The sequence below is a fragment of the Sphingomonas sp. GW821-FHT10C01 genome (genome assembly GCF_059415525.1).
Genome location: NZ_JBWKNK010000003.1, coordinates 223,294 through 242,846, shown reverse-complemented (window position 1 = coordinate 242,846; position 19,553 = coordinate 223,294). Strand labels below are relative to the sequence as shown.

General features: G+C 65.9%; 14 protein-coding genes. 9 read left to right on the top strand and 5 right to left on the bottom strand.

Translation table 11 applies throughout. The annotated features are described in order from the left end of the window. Positions 1 to 93: 93 nt before the first annotated feature. Complete coding sequence (locus tag AC07M1_RS15045; RefSeq protein WP_495163439.1) at positions 94 to 1,599, bottom strand: serine hydrolase domain-containing protein; 1,506 nt, start codon at positions 1,597 to 1,599, stop codon at positions 94 to 96. A 256-nt stretch (positions 1,600 to 1,855) separates the two neighbouring features. Between AC07M1_RS15045 and AC07M1_RS15040 the strand changes: the two genes are divergently transcribed. Further along, a complete protein-coding gene (locus AC07M1_RS15040; protein ID WP_495163438.1) occupies positions 1,856 to 3,355 on the top strand; it encodes an amidohydrolase family protein in 1,500 nt (499 codons plus the stop codon). Between the two features lie 54 nt (positions 3,356 to 3,409). Here the strand turns inward: AC07M1_RS15040 and AC07M1_RS15035 are convergent, their stop codons facing one another. The 4 genes from AC07M1_RS15035 to AC07M1_RS15020 form a co-directional block, all read right to left on the bottom strand. Beyond that, complete coding sequence (locus tag AC07M1_RS15035; RefSeq protein WP_495163437.1) at positions 3,410 to 4,480, bottom strand: membrane dipeptidase; 1,071 nt, start codon at positions 4,478 to 4,480, stop codon at positions 3,410 to 3,412. A gap of 264 nt (positions 4,481 to 4,744) precedes the next feature. Continuing rightward, on the bottom strand, positions 4,745 to 4,939 hold the full coding sequence (locus AC07M1_RS15030) for a hypothetical protein (protein WP_495163436.1): 195 nt from the start codon (positions 4,937 to 4,939) through the stop codon (positions 4,745 to 4,747). Between the two features lie 43 nt (positions 4,940 to 4,982). Next, positions 4,983 to 5,906 (bottom strand): serine O-acetyltransferase EpsC, encoded by a 924-nt coding sequence (gene epsC / locus AC07M1_RS15025; protein WP_495163435.1) that lies wholly within the window; start codon positions 5,904 to 5,906, stop codon positions 4,983 to 4,985. Between the two features lie 89 nt (positions 5,907 to 5,995). Then, positions 5,996 to 6,484, bottom strand: a complete 489-nt coding sequence (locus tag AC07M1_RS15020) for an asparaginase domain-containing protein (protein WP_495163434.1) — start codon at positions 6,482 to 6,484, stop codon at positions 5,996 to 5,998. A 159-nt stretch (positions 6,485 to 6,643) separates the two neighbouring features. On the opposite strand from AC07M1_RS15020, the gene AC07M1_RS15015 reads away from it, so the two are divergent. The 8 genes from AC07M1_RS15015 to AC07M1_RS14980 all read left to right on the top strand — a co-directional run bounded on the left by AC07M1_RS15015 (position 6,644) and on the right by AC07M1_RS14980 (position 19,519). Continuing rightward, on the top strand, positions 6,644 to 8,803 hold the full coding sequence (locus tag AC07M1_RS15015; RefSeq protein WP_495163433.1) for a polysaccharide lyase 6 family protein: 2,160 nt from the start codon (positions 6,644 to 6,646) through the stop codon (positions 8,801 to 8,803). Continuing rightward, positions 8,800 to 10,974 (top strand): alginate lyase family protein, encoded by a 2,175-nt coding sequence (locus AC07M1_RS15010; protein WP_495163432.1) that lies wholly within the window; start codon positions 8,800 to 8,802, stop codon positions 10,972 to 10,974. The genes AC07M1_RS15015 and AC07M1_RS15010 overlap by 4 nt, the downstream gene beginning before the upstream one ends. Then, complete coding sequence (locus AC07M1_RS15005) at positions 10,971 to 12,242, top strand: MFS transporter (RefSeq protein ID WP_495163431.1); 1,272 nt, start codon at positions 10,971 to 10,973, stop codon at positions 12,240 to 12,242. The genes AC07M1_RS15010 and AC07M1_RS15005 overlap by 4 nt, the downstream gene beginning before the upstream one ends. A gap of 9 nt (positions 12,243 to 12,251) precedes the next feature. Then, positions 12,252 to 13,004, top strand: coding sequence for an SDR family NAD(P)-dependent oxidoreductase (locus AC07M1_RS15000; RefSeq protein WP_495163430.1), 753 nt, complete (start codon positions 12,252 to 12,254; stop codon positions 13,002 to 13,004). Then, on the top strand, positions 13,004 to 13,852 hold the full coding sequence (locus tag AC07M1_RS14995; RefSeq protein WP_495163429.1) for a rhamnogalacturonan acetylesterase: 849 nt from the start codon (positions 13,004 to 13,006) through the stop codon (positions 13,850 to 13,852). Before AC07M1_RS15000 ends, AC07M1_RS14995 begins: the two co-directional genes overlap by 1 nt. A 104-nt stretch (positions 13,853 to 13,956) precedes the next feature. Further along, positions 13,957 to 16,833 (top strand): TonB-dependent receptor, encoded by a 2,877-nt coding sequence (locus AC07M1_RS14990; protein ID WP_495163428.1) that lies wholly within the window; start codon positions 13,957 to 13,959, stop codon positions 16,831 to 16,833. Positions 16,834 to 17,015: 182 nt separating this feature from the next. Further along, positions 17,016 to 17,771 (top strand): FadR/GntR family transcriptional regulator, encoded by a 756-nt coding sequence (locus AC07M1_RS14985; protein WP_495163427.1) that lies wholly within the window; start codon positions 17,016 to 17,018, stop codon positions 17,769 to 17,771. 173 nt (positions 17,772 to 17,944) lie between these two features. After that, complete coding sequence (locus AC07M1_RS14980) at positions 17,945 to 19,519, top strand: aldehyde dehydrogenase (NADP(+)) (RefSeq protein ID WP_495163426.1); 1,575 nt, start codon at positions 17,945 to 17,947, stop codon at positions 19,517 to 19,519. The last annotated feature ends 34 nt before the right edge of the window (positions 19,520 to 19,553 follow it).

The window sequence follows — 19,553 nt, the reverse complement described above, 5'->3', positions numbered from 1 at the left end:
GCCGCCGGATCTGGCCGGCGTCGGGCGTCGGGTCGAAAGCCCGACCCGATCAGGTTTCGAATTCGCCGGTGGCTTACCGCCACCGGCGGGCAGTCACGGCTTCACCAGCCGGAAGAGCACGTGCGGCTGCGAGCCGAACGACAATTTGCGGTCCTCGGCGGGGCCGTGGAATTGCAGCCGTTCGTACGGGCCGCCGACCCGCGCGCCGGTCACCTGTTCGTAGAGTTCGGGACCGATCTGTTCCCAATAGGTCTTGGCGCCGCCGGCTTCGGTGACGAGACCGTGATCGCCCTGTGCCGTGACCTTGATGTCGTAGGCGGGGTTGGGCGTTTCGCTATAGGTGCGGCGATTGGTGCGATAGGAGCCGAGCGTGGGTGCGGCCTTGCCGGTCCAGCGCGGCGCGGGCGCGGTCGGAAAGACGCGGCCGATGATCGCGTTCATGAGCTCGGTCCGGCCGCCATAGCTGCCCTGGCCGCCGGTGGTGGAGACGAAGAAGGCGAAGTTCGCCTCGGGCGCCAGCACCATGTAGGAATGGAAATCGGCGGTGTTTCCGCCATGTCCGATCAGGCGCGGCCCCTGTTCGCGCAGCACCATATAGCCATGGGCCATCGGCTGGAGCGCCGGCGCGTTGCGGGTCAGGTTGGTGCGCATCAGGCGCATCGTTTCCGGCTTCAGGATCCGGACCTTGCCCAATTGCCCGTCGCCAAGATGCGCGAGCATGAAGCGGGCCAGGTCCGGTCCGGTCGCGGAAACCGAGCCGGCGGGCATGATGTTCGAATAGAGTTCGTACGGCTTGGCGACGAGCTTGCCGTCGACCAGCTTGTAGCCGGTCGCCATGTTCGCGGCGCGCTCGCCCGTCAGCGGTTCGCGGAAGGTCGCGTTCGTCATGCCGAGCGGACCGAAGATGTGCTTGTCGATATAGTCGGCGAACGTTTCGCCCGAGACCCGCTGGACGATATAGCCGGCGATCGCCGAGCCATAATTGGAATAGGACGTCTCGACGCCCGGCTCGCGCACGCGCGTCGGAATATTCTTCGGATTCTTCAGGAAGGTGTCGAGCGGGATCAGGTCCGCAACCGAGTCCGCGGTGATCCCGCCCAGATCCTCGAAGCCCGGCGTATGATCGAGCAGGTGCCGGACCAGGATCGGGCGGGTCTGGCCATTCGCCGGGATCGTGAAATCGAGATATTTGTCGATCGGATCGTCGAGCTTCACCTTGCCCAGCTCAACCTGCTGCATCAGCGCCGTCCAGGTGAACAGCTTGGAGACCGAGCCGGGGCGGAACAGCGTGCGCTTGCCGTCGACCGGGATGTTGCGGTCGAGATCGGCATAGCCATAGCCGCGCGAGAACAGGGTTCTGCCGTTCGCTACGACGGTGACGACCGCGCCGGCGATCTCGCGGGTCGCGATCTGCTGGGCCATCACGCCGTCGACGAACTCACCGAGGCCGGCGAGCCGTGCCGGGTCGATTGCGGTCTTCGCGACTGACGCCTTCGCCGCTGGCGCACTCTGTGCCGCGACGGGTGTGCCGAGCAGGAGTGAAAGAGCGACCGCGCTTCCCGTCAGGGATTTCGCCCGCGCGCTGAGTCCATTGATCATCCGGGTCTCCCAAAATCCGTGCGGCTTCTGCGCTCCGCATCGGGACACTATTTTCGTATCAGATATTTTCGGATTTGCAAATTCTCGGCGATTCGAGTTAAATACATTTAATATCAATAGTTTGATGTAATGAATTCTCTCCTTGCAATACCGTGTGATGCGGTGAATGTTCCAATCAGAGAAAATAGTCGGGCCATCTGGCACGGCCCGCAGGCGCCTTCGCCATGCGTGCCAGGTCCTCAGGAGGGGTTTTTCCATGTCGAATCAGAAGCTTCGACTTGCCATGCTGCCGCTGTTGCTCGCCGCGACCGGAGTCGCGCATCCGCTGCGGGCGCAGACCTATGACATCGTCATCGCCAATGGCCGGGTGATGGACCCCGAAAGCGGGCGCGACGAAGTCGCCAATGTCGGGATCAACGGCCGTGGCATCGCGATCATCACCAGCGCGAAGCTGACCGGGCGTCTGACCATCGACGCGACGAACCTGGTGGTCGCCCCCGGCTTCGTCGACCTCCACGCCCATGGGCAGAACCCCAAGGGGGAATATTACCAGGTCCTCGACGGTGTCACGACGGCGATCGACGCGGAGGGCGGCGCCATGCCGATCGCGCCCTTCCTTGCCGCGCTTTCGGGCAAGGCGCTGGTCAATTTCGGTGCGACCGCATCCCACCAATGCGCGCGGCGGGAGGTGATCGCCAATGCACCCTGCGCCGGCCATGGCGCGATCAATCCGGACGGGGGATCGAACGACCGCCGTGCCTATACCGCGGCCGCGACACCCGAGCAGCAGCGCGCGATCGTCGCCGCGCTCGACCGCGAGGTCGCGGCCGGCGCGCTCGGCTATGGCCTTGGGATCGAATACACACCGGGTGCGGGCCGCAGCGAGATCTACGATATCTTCAAGGCCGCGGCGGTGACGCGCGCGCCCGTCTTCGTCCATGTCCGCAGTCGCCCGCTCGATCCCGCACCGGGGGTGCCGATCGCGGTGGCGCAGGAGGTGATCGCCAACGCGGCGGTGACCGGCGCCCCGCTTCAGATCGTCCACCTTCATTCGACTGGCCTGCGCGATACGCCGGTCCTGATCGACATGGTGAAACGCGCGCGTCAGCGCGGGCTGGACATCACGTCCGAAGCCTATCCCTACACGGCGGGCAGCACGCATATCGGGTCCGAATTCTTCCGTGACGGCTGGCAGGAGCGGTCGGGCATCAGCTATGGCGAGCTACAATGGCCAGCGACCGGCGAGCGGCTGACGAAGGAGAGCTTCGAACGCTATCGCCGCGAGCAGCCCAATGCCGCGGTCGTGGTGCATATGATCCCGGAGGATGTGGTCGATGCGATCATCGCCGAACCCGAAATCTCGATCGCGTCGGATGGCATGCCCTGGGTGACATCGGGCGAGCATCCGCGCGGTGCGGGCACCTACGGCCGCGTGCTCGGCCGCTATGTCCGCGAGCGCAAGACGCTGGGGCTGATGGCCGCGCTGCGCAAGATGGCGCTGATGCCGGCTCAGCGGCTCGAGGCGGTCTCGCCGCAAATGGCGCGGAAGGGGCGGGTGAAGGTCGGTGCCGACGCGGACATCACCATCTTCGATCCCGCCACGGTCGCCGACGTGGCGACCTTCGAAAAGCCGATGCAGGCGTCGGTCGGCATCCGCCATGTGCTGGTCAACGGCCAGCCGGTCGTGCGCGACGGCAAGCTGGTAGCGCGGACCTTCCCCGGCGAGGCGATCACGGGGACGGCGAAGGTGCGCTGAACGGCGTGGACTACATCCTTGGGGGAAGGCGGAACCGCCTTCCCCCGCTTGGGATCAGATCCAGGTGTCGCCGAGCAGGCGCCGGAAGTTGCCGCCGAGGATGGCGGTGATGTTGGCGTCCGAATAGTTGCGGCGAATAAGCTCCTCGGTGAGGTCGTACATCTTCATCGGCTGGTCGAACCCGTCGGTGTCCAGCTTGTCGCGGAAGGCGTAGCTTTCCTTGTAGCTGCCCTTCAGCATCTTGTACTGATCGGCCGGCATGTCGTCATAGCCGTTGAGGTCGGCGTCGGATCCGATGCCGACATGGTCGACCCCGATCAGCTTCACGACATGATCGATGTGATTGACCATCTCGACGATCGTGGTCGGCTCCTTGGCGCTGACGAAGTTGCGCACGCCGGTAATGCCCATCACGCCCTGCTTCTTGCCCAGCGCCAGGATCGCCTCGTCGCGCTTCAGCCGGGGGTGGTCGTTGAGCGCGCGGCAATTGCTGTGCGTGATCGCGATCGGCTTGGTCGAGATGTCGATCGCGTCGAGCGTGGTCTTGTCGCCGGAATGCGAGACATCGACCAGCATGCCGACCTCGTTCATCGCCTTGATGATCGCGGCGCCATAGTCGCTGATGCCGCCATCGACGCGGTCGGTGCTGCCCGATCCGAGCCGGTTCTGGCTGTTATAGGTGAGCTGCGAGCAGCGTTGACCCAGCTGGTAGAAGGCCTTCACATCGGCGACGGTGTCGAAATGGTCCGAGTTCTGCAGGCCCATGATCACCGCGCATTTGCCTTCCCGCTTGGCGCGATCGAGATCGCCCGCGAGGCCTACGAGCGAGAAGACGTGCGAATTGCGGCCGACAAAGCCCTGCCAGCCGTTCATCCATTCGAGCACGCTCGCACGGGCGTCCTTGCCGCCGACACCGACGGCGTTGTGGAAGCCGGTGATGCCGCTCGCCCGGAATTCGGCGGCGTCCTTCTCGCTCAGCGGGGCCGCGAAATAGTCCGGGCGGAAGTCAAGCTTGATCGGCGCGAGCATGTCGATCACCAGCGACCGGCGCACCAGGTCAATCGCCCGCTTCGAATAGGTCTTGGGCGAGGCGGCGTGGAGCCGGAACTGCCCGAGGTTGATCATGGGGAAGCCGGCGGCCGCGGTTATGGCCGCGGCACCGCCGCTTAGGATCCGGCGCCTGGAAATTTTCTCATTCAGCCACATGTCGATCCCCTCCCGAATTGTCCGCTACGGCCCATCCCGGCAAGGCGGCGGATCGCCGAAACCTTCCGAAACCGGACGAAGTCGAAATATCTCTATTTCGAAATAATGGTCCGTTTCGGAAAATTGTCAAACAGGCGCTTGCTGATTTGAGAACCTCCGATGCGGGACGTTGAGGCGATGCTCCTATCGTTCGGCGTGACGTTCCTCGAGCGCCCGAACCAGCCCGCCCAGCAGGACTTCCAGATCGACCACGTCGCTGTAGCTGAGCGTGATCGATTTGCCGCGCGCTTCGTCGAGCTTGTGGATCACCAGCGTCGGGGACCCCGCTGCGGCATCGAGGGCATGTGCGCGTTCGAGGATTTGGCGGAAGTCGCTCATTGGCCGGGCTACCCGTTGGAAGAAGGAAAGGCCCGAGCCTATCCTAGCCAAGTGGCCGCGTCACCGGCGCGGGCAGTTCGACCAAGCTGTCTTCCGCCACGTCGTCGCGCAGCCACACATTGCCCCCAATCCGGCTGCGCGCGCCCACGCTGATCGGGCCGAGCAGCACCGCGCCGGGGAAGATCACGACATCGTCACCGATCAGCGGATGCCGCCGTGTGCGCGTGTCGCCGCGATGCGCCGTGCCAGCCGCGCGTGGTTCGCCACCCAGGGTCACGCCCTGATAGACACGCACGCGGTCACCGATCACGCTGGTCTCGCCGATGACGATGCCGGTGCCGTGGTCGATGAAGAAGCTGCGACCGATCGATGCGGCGGGGTGGATGTCGATCCCGGTCTCGCCATGCGCCACCTCCGCGATCACCCGGGCCACCAAAGGGGCGCCGAGCAAATGGAGGCGGTGGGCGAGTCGGTGGTGGATGATCGCGGCGATCGAGGGGTAGGACAGCAGCACCTCGTCCACGCTGCGCGCGGCGGGATCGTTGGCGTAACCGGCCGCGACATCGGCATCGAGCAGACGGCGGATACCGGGCAGGCTCTCCGCGAAATCGGTCAGGATATGCTCGACGGCATAGCCTTCCTCGACGCGCGAGATGCCTGGGCGGGCGATGCGCAGCTCAAGCTCGATCTGCGCGCCGAGCTGGGAAAGGGTGGATTCGAGCGTCGCCTCGACCCAACCATTCTCGTTGCTGGCGGTGAGTTCGGGCGGGCCGAGGCGGAGCGGGAAGAGTGCGGTGCCAAGCTCGCGCAATAGCCGCGCCAGCACGCGGCGCGAGGGGAATTCGATGCCCTGCTCGGCATGGCGGTCATGCCCCTGCCGCCACGCGCGGCGCGCATCGCGCAGGCCCGCGACCACGCGGTCGAGATTGCGCGGGTAGATCTCCACCGCTGTCTGCTGCCTGCCCATCGATCGACCTCCGCCTGAACTCCTATTGTTTAGATAGGAGATTGAGGTGGGCTGAAAGATAGTTCTGGTTCAGCGCGGCAAAGGCGGGATCAGATAGGGACGAAGCTGTTGCGCGTCCGGTCCTTGCGCACGCTGCCGGCGGCGAAGACGGTGCCGTTCATCGCGATCCATACGCCCGGCTCCGCCGCAACCTGAACCGTGGCGAAGGCCATGCCCAGGTTGAACGCGGCGTCGCTCTCGGCGAAGCGCGCTGGGGCGAGTGCACCGAGCAGCGCGACGCGCTTGCCGGGGATGTCCTTCAGCGCGGCGGCGGTGTCGGTCATCGTGTCGGTGCCATGGGTGATGACGATGCGATCCTCGGGCGCGTCGCGCACCGCCAGGGCAATCGTCGCGCGATCCTCGTCAGTCAGTTCGAGGCTGTCCTTGCGCATCAGCTCGACCACGCGAACCTCGAGCGAAGCGCGCGCGACCGCGAGCAGGCGCGCGACGACGCTGTCGCCGATCTGATATTCGCTCAGCGCATCGAAATAGAGTTTGTCGATGGTGCCGCCGGTGGTGAGGATCAAGATGTCTGCCATGCGCGCGCCTATAGCCGGACGCGGCCGCGCGGCAAAGCCGCTGCGGAGCGGATCACGCTCTTCTATACCAATTGTGATAAGTGGTATAATCAATCCTTGAACAGTTCATGCCACTTGGTTAGTCCAGTGCGCAGAACAGATTTCAGAGGAGTGGATGGGATGCGGGCAATGGGGGCGTGGATCACCTGCGCGCTGTTGGCACCGGTGCCCGCGCTGGCCGCGGACCATCTGGTCCGCGATCCCGCCGCTTATGCCGCTGCTGTGAAGAAGGCCGCGCCGGGTGACCGTATCCTGCTCGCCGATGGCGAATGGCGCGACTTCCAGATCGTGTTCACGGGGCAAGGCACTGAGGCGAAGCCGATCACGCTCGCCGCGCAGACGCCGGGCAAGGTCATCCTGTCGGGCCAGTCGAACCTGCGCATCAGTGGCGCGCATCTGGTGGTGTCGGGCTTCGTCTTCCGCAATGGCTGGTCGCCGACCCGCGAGTTGATTGCCTTCCGTCGCGATTCGAAGACCCCAGCGCGCAACGTGCGGCTGACGCAGATCGTCGTCGATAATTTCACCAATCCCGATCGCCGGGCCGAGGATATCTGGGTCGCGATCTACGGCGCCGACAATCGCGTCGATCATTCGTGGTTCGCGGGCAAGGGCAATGCCGGGGTCACGCTGGCAGTGATCCGCCCCAAGGGGCAGCCGGAGGCGAACCGCGCACGGATCGACCATAATTACTTCGGCCCCCGCCCGCCGCTCGGCTCGAACGGCGGGGAGACGATCCGCGTCGGTACCAGCGACGAGTCGCTCAGCGGGTCGAACAGCGTGATCGAGAACAACTGGTTCGAGAAATGCGATGGCGAGGTCGAGATCGTCTCGATCAAGTCGGGCGCGAACATCATCCGCGGCAACATGTTCGTCGAATCGCAGGGCGCGGTGGTGCTGCGCCACGGCAACGGAAACCTGGTCGAGCGCAACGTCTTCCTCGGCAAGGGCAAGCCGAGCACCGGCGGCATCCGCGTCATCAACCGCGACCAGATCGTCCGCGACAATTATCTGGAGGGTGTCACCGGCACTTCGTTCCTCAGCGCGATCGCGGTGATGAACGGCGTGCCCAACTCGGTGATCAACCGCTATCATCAGGTCGTCAACGCACGGATCGAGCGCAACTCGATCATCGAGGCGGCGCGCATCACCTTTGGCGCGGGCGCCGATGCCGAACGCAGCGCCCCGCCGATCAACAGTTGGTTCGAGCGCAACCTGATCGCCAATGCCGATGGCAAGGATATCGTCCGCTTCGAAGGCGCCGTGACCGGCATCGCGTTGGCTGGGAATGTGAAGCAGGCGGTCAAGCTCGAGCGGGCCGCGAATGGTCTGCTCTACCCCGCCGATCCGTCGGTCAATGCGGGTGCCCCGCGCGACCTGGTGGTGCTGAAGCGCGGGGAGGCCGGACCTGTCTGGTATCCCAAGGATGCGCCGGCGAGCGCGGCGGGCCGCGAGATCGCGGTGCCGGCCAGCGAAGGCGCGTTGGCCAAGGCCGTCGCGGCCTCTGCAGCGGGCGACATCGTTCGTGTCGCCGCCGGTACGCATCGCGTCGTCCAGCCGATCCCGATTGCGCATTCGCTGACCGTGTCCGGTCCGCGTGAGGCGGTGATCGAAAGCGCGGCCTCTACCTTGTTCCAGTTGCTGCCGGGCGGCAGCATCGTTCTTCGTGGCGCCACCCTTTCCGGCGCTGCCTCACCGACCGCGGCGGGCAACGCGCTCGTGCGTGCGTCGCAGTCGGTGAGCACTTTGAACTACAGCGTGACGCTCGACAGCGTGGCGGTGCGCGACCTCACTGCACCCGGTTACGATGTCTTCGCAGCGACCCCCGCGACCTTCGCCAACAAGGTCGAGATTCGCGGGTCGAGTTTTGCCAAAATCTCTGGCGCCGTGATCGCCGCGGCGGCGGAAACCGGCAGCAAGGGCCTGTACAGCGCCGAGCGGGTTGAGATCGCCGACAACAGCTTTGCCGACGTCGCGATCATCGCCGATCTCGCCCGGCTCGGCACCGACGAAAGCACCTTCGGCCCGCGCTTCACCATGACCGGCAACAGCGTCAGCGATGGAGGCGCGGTGCGCCTGTCGGGCGTGCAATGGGTCGAGATCGCGCGCAACCGCTTCGCCAAGTCAGCCGGGATCGAGGTCGCGAACAGCGTCGGCGTGCCGGTGGTGCGTATTGCCGACAACCGCTTCGTCGCGACGCCCGAGCCGCGCATCATCAACCTCTACAAACAGGGCAAGCCCGACGTGACGCTGACCGGCAACATCGCGGTGGCGCAGCCATGATCCGCACGGTCTTCCTCGCCGCGTTGCTCGCCGGCACGGCTCCCGCCTTCGCGCAAGACGCCGCCCCCGTGCTCGCCAGCACCGAAGCCTATCGTGCCATGGCTGCAGAGGGCGCCCGCGCCCCGCTGTTCGCGCGCGAGCTGGCGTCGGCGAAGAAATCGGTCGAGGCGGGCATCCGCGCCGGGATCGACGTGCCGGTGCCCAGGGATCGCGGCGGCGGGCCGACGCATGAGCGGCACAAGGCCAATTACAAGCTGATCCAGCTGGCCGGGACGCTCTACCGCGTCACCGGCGACAAGCGCTATGCCGACTATGTCCGCGACATGCTGCTGGCGTACGCGAAGCTCTATCCGGGCCTCGGCAAGCATCCGGCCGCCGCCAATCAGGTGCCCGGTCGCTTGTTCTGGCAGAGCCTCAACGACAGCGTGTGGCTGGTCCACGCGATCCAGGGTTACGACGCGGTGCGCGGCGACCTGACGCCTGCCGATCGCAAAACGATCGACGATCAGGTGTTTCGTCGTATGGCCGCCTTCCTGACCGGCGAGCCGACCACCTTCGACCGCATCCACAACCATTCGACCTGGGCGAATGCCGGGGTCGGCATGACCGGCTATGTGCTGCGCGACAAGACACTGGTCGAACAGGCGCTCAAGGGCAGCGACCGCAGCGGCAAGGTCGGCTTCCTGCGTCAGCTCGACCTGCTCTTCTCGCCCGACGGCTATTATGCCGAGGGGCCTTACTATCAGCGTTACGCACTCCAGCCCTTCGTCGTGTTCGCCCAGGCGATCGCGGACAATGAGCCGGAGCGGAAGATCTTCGAATATCGCGACGGCATCGTTCTGAAGGCGATCCGCACCGCGGTGCAGACGACCTATGCGGGCTATTTCTTCCCGATCAACGACGCGATGCCCGACAAGAGCCTCAAGACCGAGGAACTCTATCAGGGCGTGGCGATCGGCTATGCGGCGAGCGGCGACGCCGGGCTGCTGGGCATCGCGCAGTGGCAGAACAAGGTCGCGCTGTCGCCGCAGGGATTCGCGGTCGCGCGCGATCTCGCCGCGGGCAAGGCGAAGCCCTTCGCCTTCGCCTCGACGCTGCTGCGCGACGGGCCGCAGGGCAAGGACGGCGCGCTCGCGATCCTGCGTTCGGGACCGGAGGACAAGGCGCAGGTCGTCGTCGCCAAGAACACCGCCCAGGGCATGGGCCATGGCCATTTCGACAAGCTGAACTGGCTGCTCTACGACAATGGCAACGCCATCGTGACCGATTACGGCGCAGCGCGGTTCCTGAATATCGAGGCGAAGGACGGCGGGCGCTATCTGCCCGAGAATGACAGCTGGGCGCAGCAGACGATCGCCCACAATACGCTGGTGGTGAACGAGACCAGCCATTTCGAGACCAAGCTCGCGCCCGCCGAAAAGGCGGCGCCGGTCCAGTTGGCGTTCCAGGGCGAGGGATCGGCCCGCTATTCGATCGGCGAGATGACGGGCGCCTATCCCGGCGTCAGCTTCCGCCGCGCGCTGGTGCAGCTTGAGATGGGCAAAAGCGCGCCGCTGGTGCTCGACCTGCTCACGGTGAAGAACGCGGCCAAGGCCACCTATGATCTGCCGCTGCACTTTGCCGGGCACATCATCGACACTGATCTGAAGCTCGCATCGAACACGACCACGCGGCCCGTGCTGGGCAAGACCAATGGCTATCAGCACCTCTGGGTCGACGCGACCGCGCCGCTGACGAACGGGCAGGGGCGCGTCACCTGGATCAATGACGGGCGCTTCTACACCTATCGCATGGCGACGGCTGGCGCGCATGTGATCCTCGCCGAGAGCGGCGCCAACGATCCGCGCTTCAACCTACGGCGCGAGCCGGTAGTGATCCAGCGCATCGCGGGCGCGGGCGACGCCGCGTTCGTGAGCCTGATCGAGCCGCACGGCCGCTACGACGCCGCGACCGAGACCACGACCAACAGTCGCAGCGCGGTGACCGGCCTCACCATGACAGAGTCCGGCGGTGCGCGCATCGCCACGATTTCACTCACTGGCGGGCGACACATCCTCGTCGCCATCGCGGCGGATACCACGGCGGACAAGGCGCACAGCGTCACCGTGAACGGGCGCAAGCTCGAATGGCGCGGACCGGTCGGCCGGTTCGACGGAGAGGCAGGCAAATGAAATCGGGTTTCCGCTGGTGGATCATCACGCTGATCGCGGTCGCGACCGTGATCAACTACATCGACCGCAACGCGCTCGCCGTGATGTGGCCCGCGGTCGCCAAGGACATCGGCGCCGACAAGGAAGACTATGCGCTGCTGGTGACCATCTTCATGGTCTTCTACGCGTTCGGCCAGTCGCTGTTCGGCAAGATCTTCGACGTCGTCGGCACCCGCATGGGCTTCGCCATCTCGATCATCGTCTGGTCGCTGTCGATCGCCGCGCACAGCCTGGTCAAGTCGATGCTGACGCTCGGAATCCTGCGCGCCACCCTCGGCATCAGCGAAGCGGGCAACTGGCCCGGCGCGGCCAAGGCCAACGCCACCTGGTTCCCGCGCTCCGAACGCGCCTTCGCTCAGGGCATTTTCAACGCGGGCGCGTCGATGGGCGCGATCGTCTCGGCGCCGTTGGTCGCGATCCTGTTCGGCCTGGTCGGCTGGCGCACCACCTTCCTGATCGTCGGCGTGCTCGGCTTCCTGTGGCTGCTGCCGTGGCTGTGGGTCTACAAGTCCGATCCCGACGCCCACCCCTGGCTGAGCAAGGTCGAGCGCGACCATATCCTCGGCGCCAACGAGCGCATCGACGGCGATACGAAGCCCGCCGGCTACGCCCCATCGATGGGCCAGCTGCTGCGTCATAAACAGGCCTGGGCGGTGATGGCCGGGCGCTTCTTCCTCGACCCGATCTGGTGGCTGTTCGTGTCGTGGCTGCCGATCTACCTCAACGAAAGCTTCGGCTTCGACGTCAAGCAGATCGGCATGTTCGCCTGGGTGCCGTTCGTCGGCGCGATGGCGGGCTCGCTCTCGGGCGGCTGGCTGTCGGGCAAGCTCATCCAGCGCGGCTGGAGCGCGGACAAGGCGCGCAAGCTCGCCATCACCTTGGGCTGCGTCATCATGCTGCCGGCGCTGCTGCTCACCGCTACGGCATCGACCCCGCTGTCGGCGGTGCTGCTGATCGCGGCGATCCTGTTCGGCTTCCAGGTCGCGATCAACAACATCCAGACGCTGCCGAGCGACTGGTTCGGCGGCGGCGCGGTCGGTTCGCTCGCCGGGATCAGCGGCACCGCCGCGGTCGCGGGCACGCTGATCACCACCTGGCTCGTGCCGGTCATGACCAAGACCAGCTTCGCGCCGATCTTCATTCTGGGCGCGGCGCTCGTGCCGCTCTCCCTCCTCTGCATCTGGCTCGGCGGCCGGATCGAACCCGTTCAACCCAAAACCGAAGAATAAGGGGCTTACATGCGTTTCAAGGACAAGGTCGCGATCGTCACCGGCGGTGGACGCGACATCGGCAAGTCGATCTCGCTGCGTCTCGCCAGTGAGGGCGCGAAGGTCGTCATCAACTATCGCAGCGACGAAGCGGCGGCGAAGGCAACCCTCGACGCGATCGAGGCGGCCGGCGGCACCGCGCTGCTCGCGCGCGCCGACGTGACCAAGGCCGACGAGGTTGCGGCGCTGGTCAAGGCCGCGACCGACGCGTTCGGCGGCAAGGTCGACATCCTGGTCAACTGCGCGGGCGGCATGGTCGCGCGTAAGACGCTCGCCGACATGGACGAGGCGTTCTTCGACACGGTGATGGATCTCAACCTCAAGTCCGCTTTCCTGGTCACCAAGGCTGTGCTCCCGCATCTCGAAAGCGGTGCGGCGATCGTCAACATCGCCTCTCAGGCCGGGCGCGATGGCGGCGGTCCGGGCGCAAGCATCTATGCCGCGTCCAAGGGCGCGCTGATGACGCTGACGCGCAGCTGGGCGAAGGAGCTGGGACCGCAGGGCATTCGCGTCAACGCGCTGAACCCGGGCCTGATCGGTACCTCGTTCCACGACATTTTCTCCAAGCCCGAGGGCCGCGCCGCGGTCGCCGGCAACACGCCGCTGCGCCGTGAGGGCCATCCGGACGAGGTCGCGGCGGCGGTCGCCTTCCTCGCCTCGGGCGACGCCTCGTTCCTCACGGGTACGAACGTCGACATCAACGGCGGGCTGTTCTTCTCGTGATGCGGCTTGCGCTCGCCGCCGCCGCATTGGCCCTGGCTCCCGCCGCGCTCGCGCAGCAGGCGCGCGAGCGCACCGACGCCCCGCCGATCGAACCGTACAAAGTCGTGCTGGTGGGGGATTCCACCATGGCTCCGGCCAGCGGCTGGGCCTCGATCTTCTGCGCGCGGCACGTCAAATCGTCGGTCGCCTGCCTCAATGTCGGGCGCGGCGGCCGGTCGACGCGCAGCTATCGCCAGGAGGGCAGCTGGGGAATTGCGCTCGCCGAGGCCAAGGTGCCCGGCTACCGCGCCAGCTACGTCCTGATCCAGTTCGGCCATAACGATCAGTCGACCCGGCCCGAGCGCTGGACCGACCGCGCGACCGAATTTCCCGCGAACCTGCGGAAAATGGTCGAGGAGGTCCGCGCGGCGGGCGCGATCCCCGTCCTCGTCACGCCGCTGACGCGGCGCGAGTTCAAGGGCGGCAAGCTCGACAACACGCTCGACGCCTGGTCGGAAGAGGTGCGCAAGGTCGCGCTCGAGACCAAGGCGCCGCTGGTCGATCTCAACCGGCGCAGCGCGGCGGTGGTGCAGAAGCTGGGGCCGGAGGATGCGATGGCGCTGGCTCAGGCTGAGCCGACCGACGAGGAGCGCGCCGCCGCCAAGGCGGGGACGACGCTCAAGCCGCGCGCGGCCGAAGAGGCGCGGCTGCCCGACGTGCCGGTCAAGCCCGGCGGTCCGCGCGGCCAGCATAATCGCAAGTTCGACTACACCCATGTCGGGGAGACCGGCGCCGGCGTGTTCGCGAAACTGGTCGCCGACGATCTCGCACGCGCCGTTCCGGCATTGGCCTCACAGCTTGTGCCGTAAATTGGTAGGACCAATTATTCGATAATTGGCATGTGCATTAGGTTGACAACTGGTTTGCAACCGGCAAGGGTCAATCAACAAAATTGGACTCAGGGAGAGGACGAATGGGTAAGCCGGCAACCGCCGAGCGCTCGCGCACCCGCGCATGGTTGATGGCAGGCGCTGCCGTGTCGCTGCTCGCGGCGACGCAGGCGATGGCGCAGGAGGCCGCCCCGCCCGCCGATGCATCGGCGGACGAGGAAGAGATCGTCGTCTCCGGCATCCGCGAGACCCTTCGCACTTCGATCGACGTCAAGAAGCGCGAGACCGCGATCGTCGATGCGCTGTCGACCGACGAGATCGGCGACCTGCCGGCATTGTCGGTGGGTGAAGCGATCCAGACGATCACCGGCGCGACCACGCACCGTGAAAAGGGCGGCGCCTCGGAAATCGCGCTGCGCGGCCTTGGCCCGTTCCTGTCCAACTCGACCTTCAACGGCCGCGACGCGACCAACGGCTCGGGCGACCGCTCGGTCAACTTCAACCAGTTCCCCTCGGAACTGGTCAACAACATCAAGATCTACAAGACGCAGCAGGCCGATCTGGTCGAAGGCGGCGTCGCCGGCACGATCGACATCGGTACGCTGCGCCCGCTCGATTTCGGCAAGACCCGCATCCAGGGTGAGATCAAGGCGAACTACAGCCCCTATCAGGACAAGGTGATCGGATCGTCGGCCTGGGGCTGGCGCGGGACCGTGTCCTATGTCGACCAGTATAAGCTGGGTGGGCTGGGCGAGATCGGCGTCGCGATCGGCGTGCAGCGCAACAGCACCAACAACCCCGAAGAGACGGTCGCGGGCAGCTCGACCTGGACCGCGTGCAACGCGACCATCGTCGTCGCCAACAACAATTGCACCGCGGTGACGCCGGCGCAGGCGGCGGCGGGCACGCCCTATTACCTCGCGCCCAACTCGATGACGTGGCGCCAGATCAGCGAGACCGATCGGCGCGACGCGATCTTCGGCGCGATCCAGTGGAAATTCTCGGACCGGGTCGAACTCAATATCGACGGGCAATATTCGGATCGCACCTTTGTCGAGAACCGGCGCGACCTGAACATTTCGGAGATGCGCTACGGACTGACCAACGTCGTTTATGATTCGAACGGCGTCATCCAGAAGATGAACGGGCTGAGCTCGATCGAGTCGACCGCGTCGAACCTTGAGCGTTCCGAGGAGTATCTGGGCGGCGGTGCCAATTTGCGCTGGCAGGCCAGCGACCGGCTGACGCTGGCGCTCGACGGCTCCTATTCGCGCACGATCCGCAGCGAGGTCGAGCGCCAGGTGCGCCTGCGCACCGACCCGTTCGACATGAACGGCAACCGCACCGCGATCAACAACCAGCGCATTCCCTATACCTATGAAGTGAAGCCGGGGAATTTCGCGCCGAGCATCGCCTTCGACCCGCGCTTCGACCCCAATAATCACGCGCTGTTCTGGGACGACGCTCGCGCCCGCCGCGACGAAAGCCGGCGCCAGAACGAGATCTGGGGCGTGCGGCTCGATGCCGACTACAAGCTCGACGGCTTCATCACCAACATCGCGGTCGGCGGCCGGTGGGCGCAGCAGACCTATGCCGATTACGACCTGCGCAACGAATTCAACCTCAACCCGGCGGGGCCGCCCGCAGCGGGGCGTGAGGATGCGCGGATCAACACGCTCTGCCGCACGCAATTCCCGCAGACGGGCTTCCTGGAGAAGGCGCGCGGCAACACCATCACCAGCTGGGCGACCTTCGATCCGCTGTGCCTGATGCACGAATATACCGGGTCCGAAGATCCGGGTCTGCCCGCCGACCTGCTCTCGCCCGCCAATCGCGACGTGACCGAAAAGACGCTCGCTGGCTATATCATGGCCGACTATGCGGGCGATCTGGGCGACATGCCGGTGCGCGGCAATTTCGGCGTGCGCGTGGTCAACACCAAGGTTACCTCGGTCGGCCTGCGCAGCGCGTTCAGCGTCAGGAACAACACCGACGGAACGATCACCCTGGTGCCCGTCGCCGGCAGCTACGAGACGGTGACGCTCAAGGACGAGACCACCCGCTTCCTGCCCAGCGTCAACGCGATCTTTGAGCTTCAGCCCAACCGGCTGCTGCTGCGCGCCGCCGCCTATCGCGCGATGTCGCGACCGGCGCCGAGCGCGCTGGGGGCGGGCCGCACCTTCTTCCTCGACGCCAATGGCACGACGATCGAGGATGCGATCAGCGAGATCCGCGCCAATGGCAGCCCGGCATTGAAGCCGCTGATGTCGTGGAACGGCGACCTTGCGCTCGAATATTATCCCAACCGGGATTCGCTGTTCTCGGCGACGGTCTATTTCAAGCAGTTCAGCGGCGGCTTCATGCCGGTCCTGACCAATGAGACGTTCAACATCGGCGGTCGCGATGTCAGCGTGCCGGTGACCCAGACCGCGAACAGCCCGGACAAGAGCCAGCTCTGGGGTGTCGAGATCACGCTCGCCAACCGCTTCTCGTGGTTGCCCAAGCCGCTCGACGGGTTTGGCGGCAAGGTCAGCTACAATTACGCCGACACCGATTTCGAGAATGAGGACATTCTGCTGGGTCAGATCTTCACGCCCGCAACGGGGGTGACGACGCCGCGGATCGTGCCGCCCGCCGGCCTGTCGGGCTTCTCGAAGCACGTCGTTTCCGCCCAGCTCTATTATCAGCTCAAGGGCTTCTCGATCCAGGGCATCTACAACTACCGGTCCAACTATTATCAGGACTTTGTCGGCGGCAATTCGCAGCTGCGCTATGTCCGTGGCAACGAGACGTTCGATCTGCGCGCCTCGTACGATATCAACCGCAACGTCTCGCTGCGGTTCGAGGCGACGAACATCTTCGACTCGCCCAAGGTCACCGACATGCCGGTGCAGGGCAGCATCCGCCAATATCATTATTACGGGCCGCGCTACTTCATCGGCGCGCGCATGCGGCTCTAGGCGCCCGCTCATGGCTTTCCGTTCGGCAATGCCGCGACGGTGCCGGCCCGCTCCCCTTCCGGTCGTCTGCACTACCTCCCCGCAGGCGACCGGTTCGGGGCGCGGGCCGCTGCGTTCGATGTCCGTGACGGGGGCGCTTGCGCTTTCGGGCGGACCGAATAAGGATCGGGCCAGGGGAATTGGTGAGGATCATCGTGGCTGACCGGCTATACCAGAGCATTGCCGATCATATCACCGCGCTGATCGACGACGGCGTGTTTCCGCCCGGTTCGCGCCTGCCCGGCGAGCGCGAGCTGGCCGAGCGGTTCAACGTCAGCCGCGTGACTATCCGTGAGGCGGAGATCGCGCTTCAGGCCATTGGCCGCATCCGCATCAAGACCGGATCGGGCGTCTATGTCACCGACGCCAGGGCCGTGCGCACCGACGAGCCGCCGGCGGTCAGCGCGTTCGAACTGACCGAGGCGCGCTCGCTGTTCGAATCCGAGGCGGCGGCGCTGGCCGCGTCGACCGTCACGCCCGAGATGCTGGAGCGGCTCGACGAATTGCTCGAGATCATGGGTCGCGACGACAGCGACGATGCCAAGTCGACGGAAGCGGATCAGGAATTCCACCTGCTGATCGCATCGGCGTCGGGCAATCAGGCGATCATCCATGTCATCAAGTCGCTGTGGCGGATGCGGACCGAGGTACCGGAGGTCCGTACCACCTATGCCAGCGTCTGCCAGCATGACGGCCGCACCCGCCAGCGCGAGCATGGCGCGATCGTCGACGCGTTGCGCGCGGGCGATTCCAACGCGGCACGCGTGGCGATGCGCCACCATTTCAACCGGCTGCTCGAAGCGATGCTCGACGCAACCGAAGAGCACGCGATCTCCGAGCTGAGGCGCAAGGCGGCGGAGAGCCGCGAACGTTTCCTGATGAGCGCGCGGCTGCGCTAAATCTGGGCTGAAAACGCAATGATCGCGCGTTGACGCTGCCATCGCATTCGCGTCAGAATTTGGGGCGTTACCAATCTTGCCCGCCCGGGTTGAAAATTCGTATGATGTTTGTAGATGGGCGAGGCATGTCCCTTGCCGCGTAGCGTCGCGGCCACCGATCTACGGAGACGATCATGGAACTGACGGGCGGACTTTTCATCGGGACAGAACGCCGTCAGAGCGACACGCGCTTCCACGCTTATGATCCCGCGGCCGGCGCGGACATCGACGACGCCGGCTTCGCCGGTGCGAGTGAACGGGATGTCGCCGACGCCTGCGCCGCGGCCGAAGCCGCCTTCCTGCCCTATTCGGCCAAGCCGCTCGAGGAGCGCGCCCGCTTCCTCGAAACCATCGCCGATGAGATCGAGGCGCTGGGCGACGCGTTGATCGAACGCGCCTGCCGCGAATCCGGCCTGCCCGCCGCGCGGATCACCGGCGAACGCGGGCGCACGACGGGCCAGCTCCGCCTGTTCGCCAAGGAAGTGCGCGACGGTCAGTGGCAGAAACTGCGCATCGACCATGCCGATCCCGCGCGCGTGCCGCCCAAGCCCGACCTGCGTTTGCGCATGATTCCGCTCGGCCCCGTCGCGGTATTTGGTGCGTCAAACTTCCCACTCGCCTTCTCGACCGCAGGCGGCGACACCGCTTCGGCATTGGCCGCGGGCTGTCCCGTCGTGGTGAAGGGCCATCGCGCTCATCCCGGAACAGCGGAGTTGATTGCCACAGCCATCATTCGCGCCGTTGAGAAGTGCGGCATGCCGGCGGGCACGTTCGGCATGGTCAATGGCACGTCGCGCAAGGTGGGTGAGGCGCTGGTCGCCGATCCGCGCATCCAGGCGGTCGGCTTCACCGGATCGCGCGGCGGTGGTGAGGCATTGATGCGGATCGCGGCGGCGCGCCCGCGCCCGATCCCGGTCTATGCCGAAATGGCGGCGATCAATCCCGTCATCCTGATGCCCGAAGCACTCAAGGCACGCGGCACGGCGCTGGCCGAGGCGTTCGTCGCCAGCCTTTCGATGGGCGCGGGCCAGTTCTGCACCAATCCCGGTCTCGTCATGGGGGTCGAAGGCCCTGAGCTGGACGCCTTTATCGACCGCGCGGGCGAGGTGCTGGCGGGGCAGCCGGCGCAGGTGATGCTCACGGACGGCATCTGGGAAGCATTCGAGAGCGGCAAGGCGAAGCTCGCGGGCAGCGCGTTCGTGACCAAGGTTGCCGAGGGTACCGAACCCGACGGCCCCAACCGCGGCCGCGCGGCGCTGTTCAGCGTGGCGGGCAAGGACTTCCTGGCTGATCCTGTGCACCTGCACGAGGTGTTCGGCGTTTCCTCGGTGGTGGTGCGCTGCGCCAGCCTCGATGAACTGACGGCAGTGCTGGGCGAGCTGGAAGGGCAGCTCACCGCGACATTGCAGGTCGATGAGGGCGATTATGATGCGGCGCGCGATCTGCTACCCGTGCTCGAACGCACGGTCGGTCGCGTCATCGCCAATGGCTGGCCGACCGGTGTCGAGGTGGCGCATGCCATGGTGCATGGCGGCCCCTATCCCTCTACGTCCGACCCGCGCAGTACATCGGTCGGGACGCTGGCGATCGACCGTTTCCTGCGCCCGGTAAGCTATCAGGGCATGCCCGACGCGCTGCTGCCCGCGGCACTGCGTGAGGGCGGGCAGGGCGGCATGGTCGCACGGATCGACGGAGCCTGGACGATCTGAAGTCGCGCCCCTTGCGGGCGGATGTGAACATTGA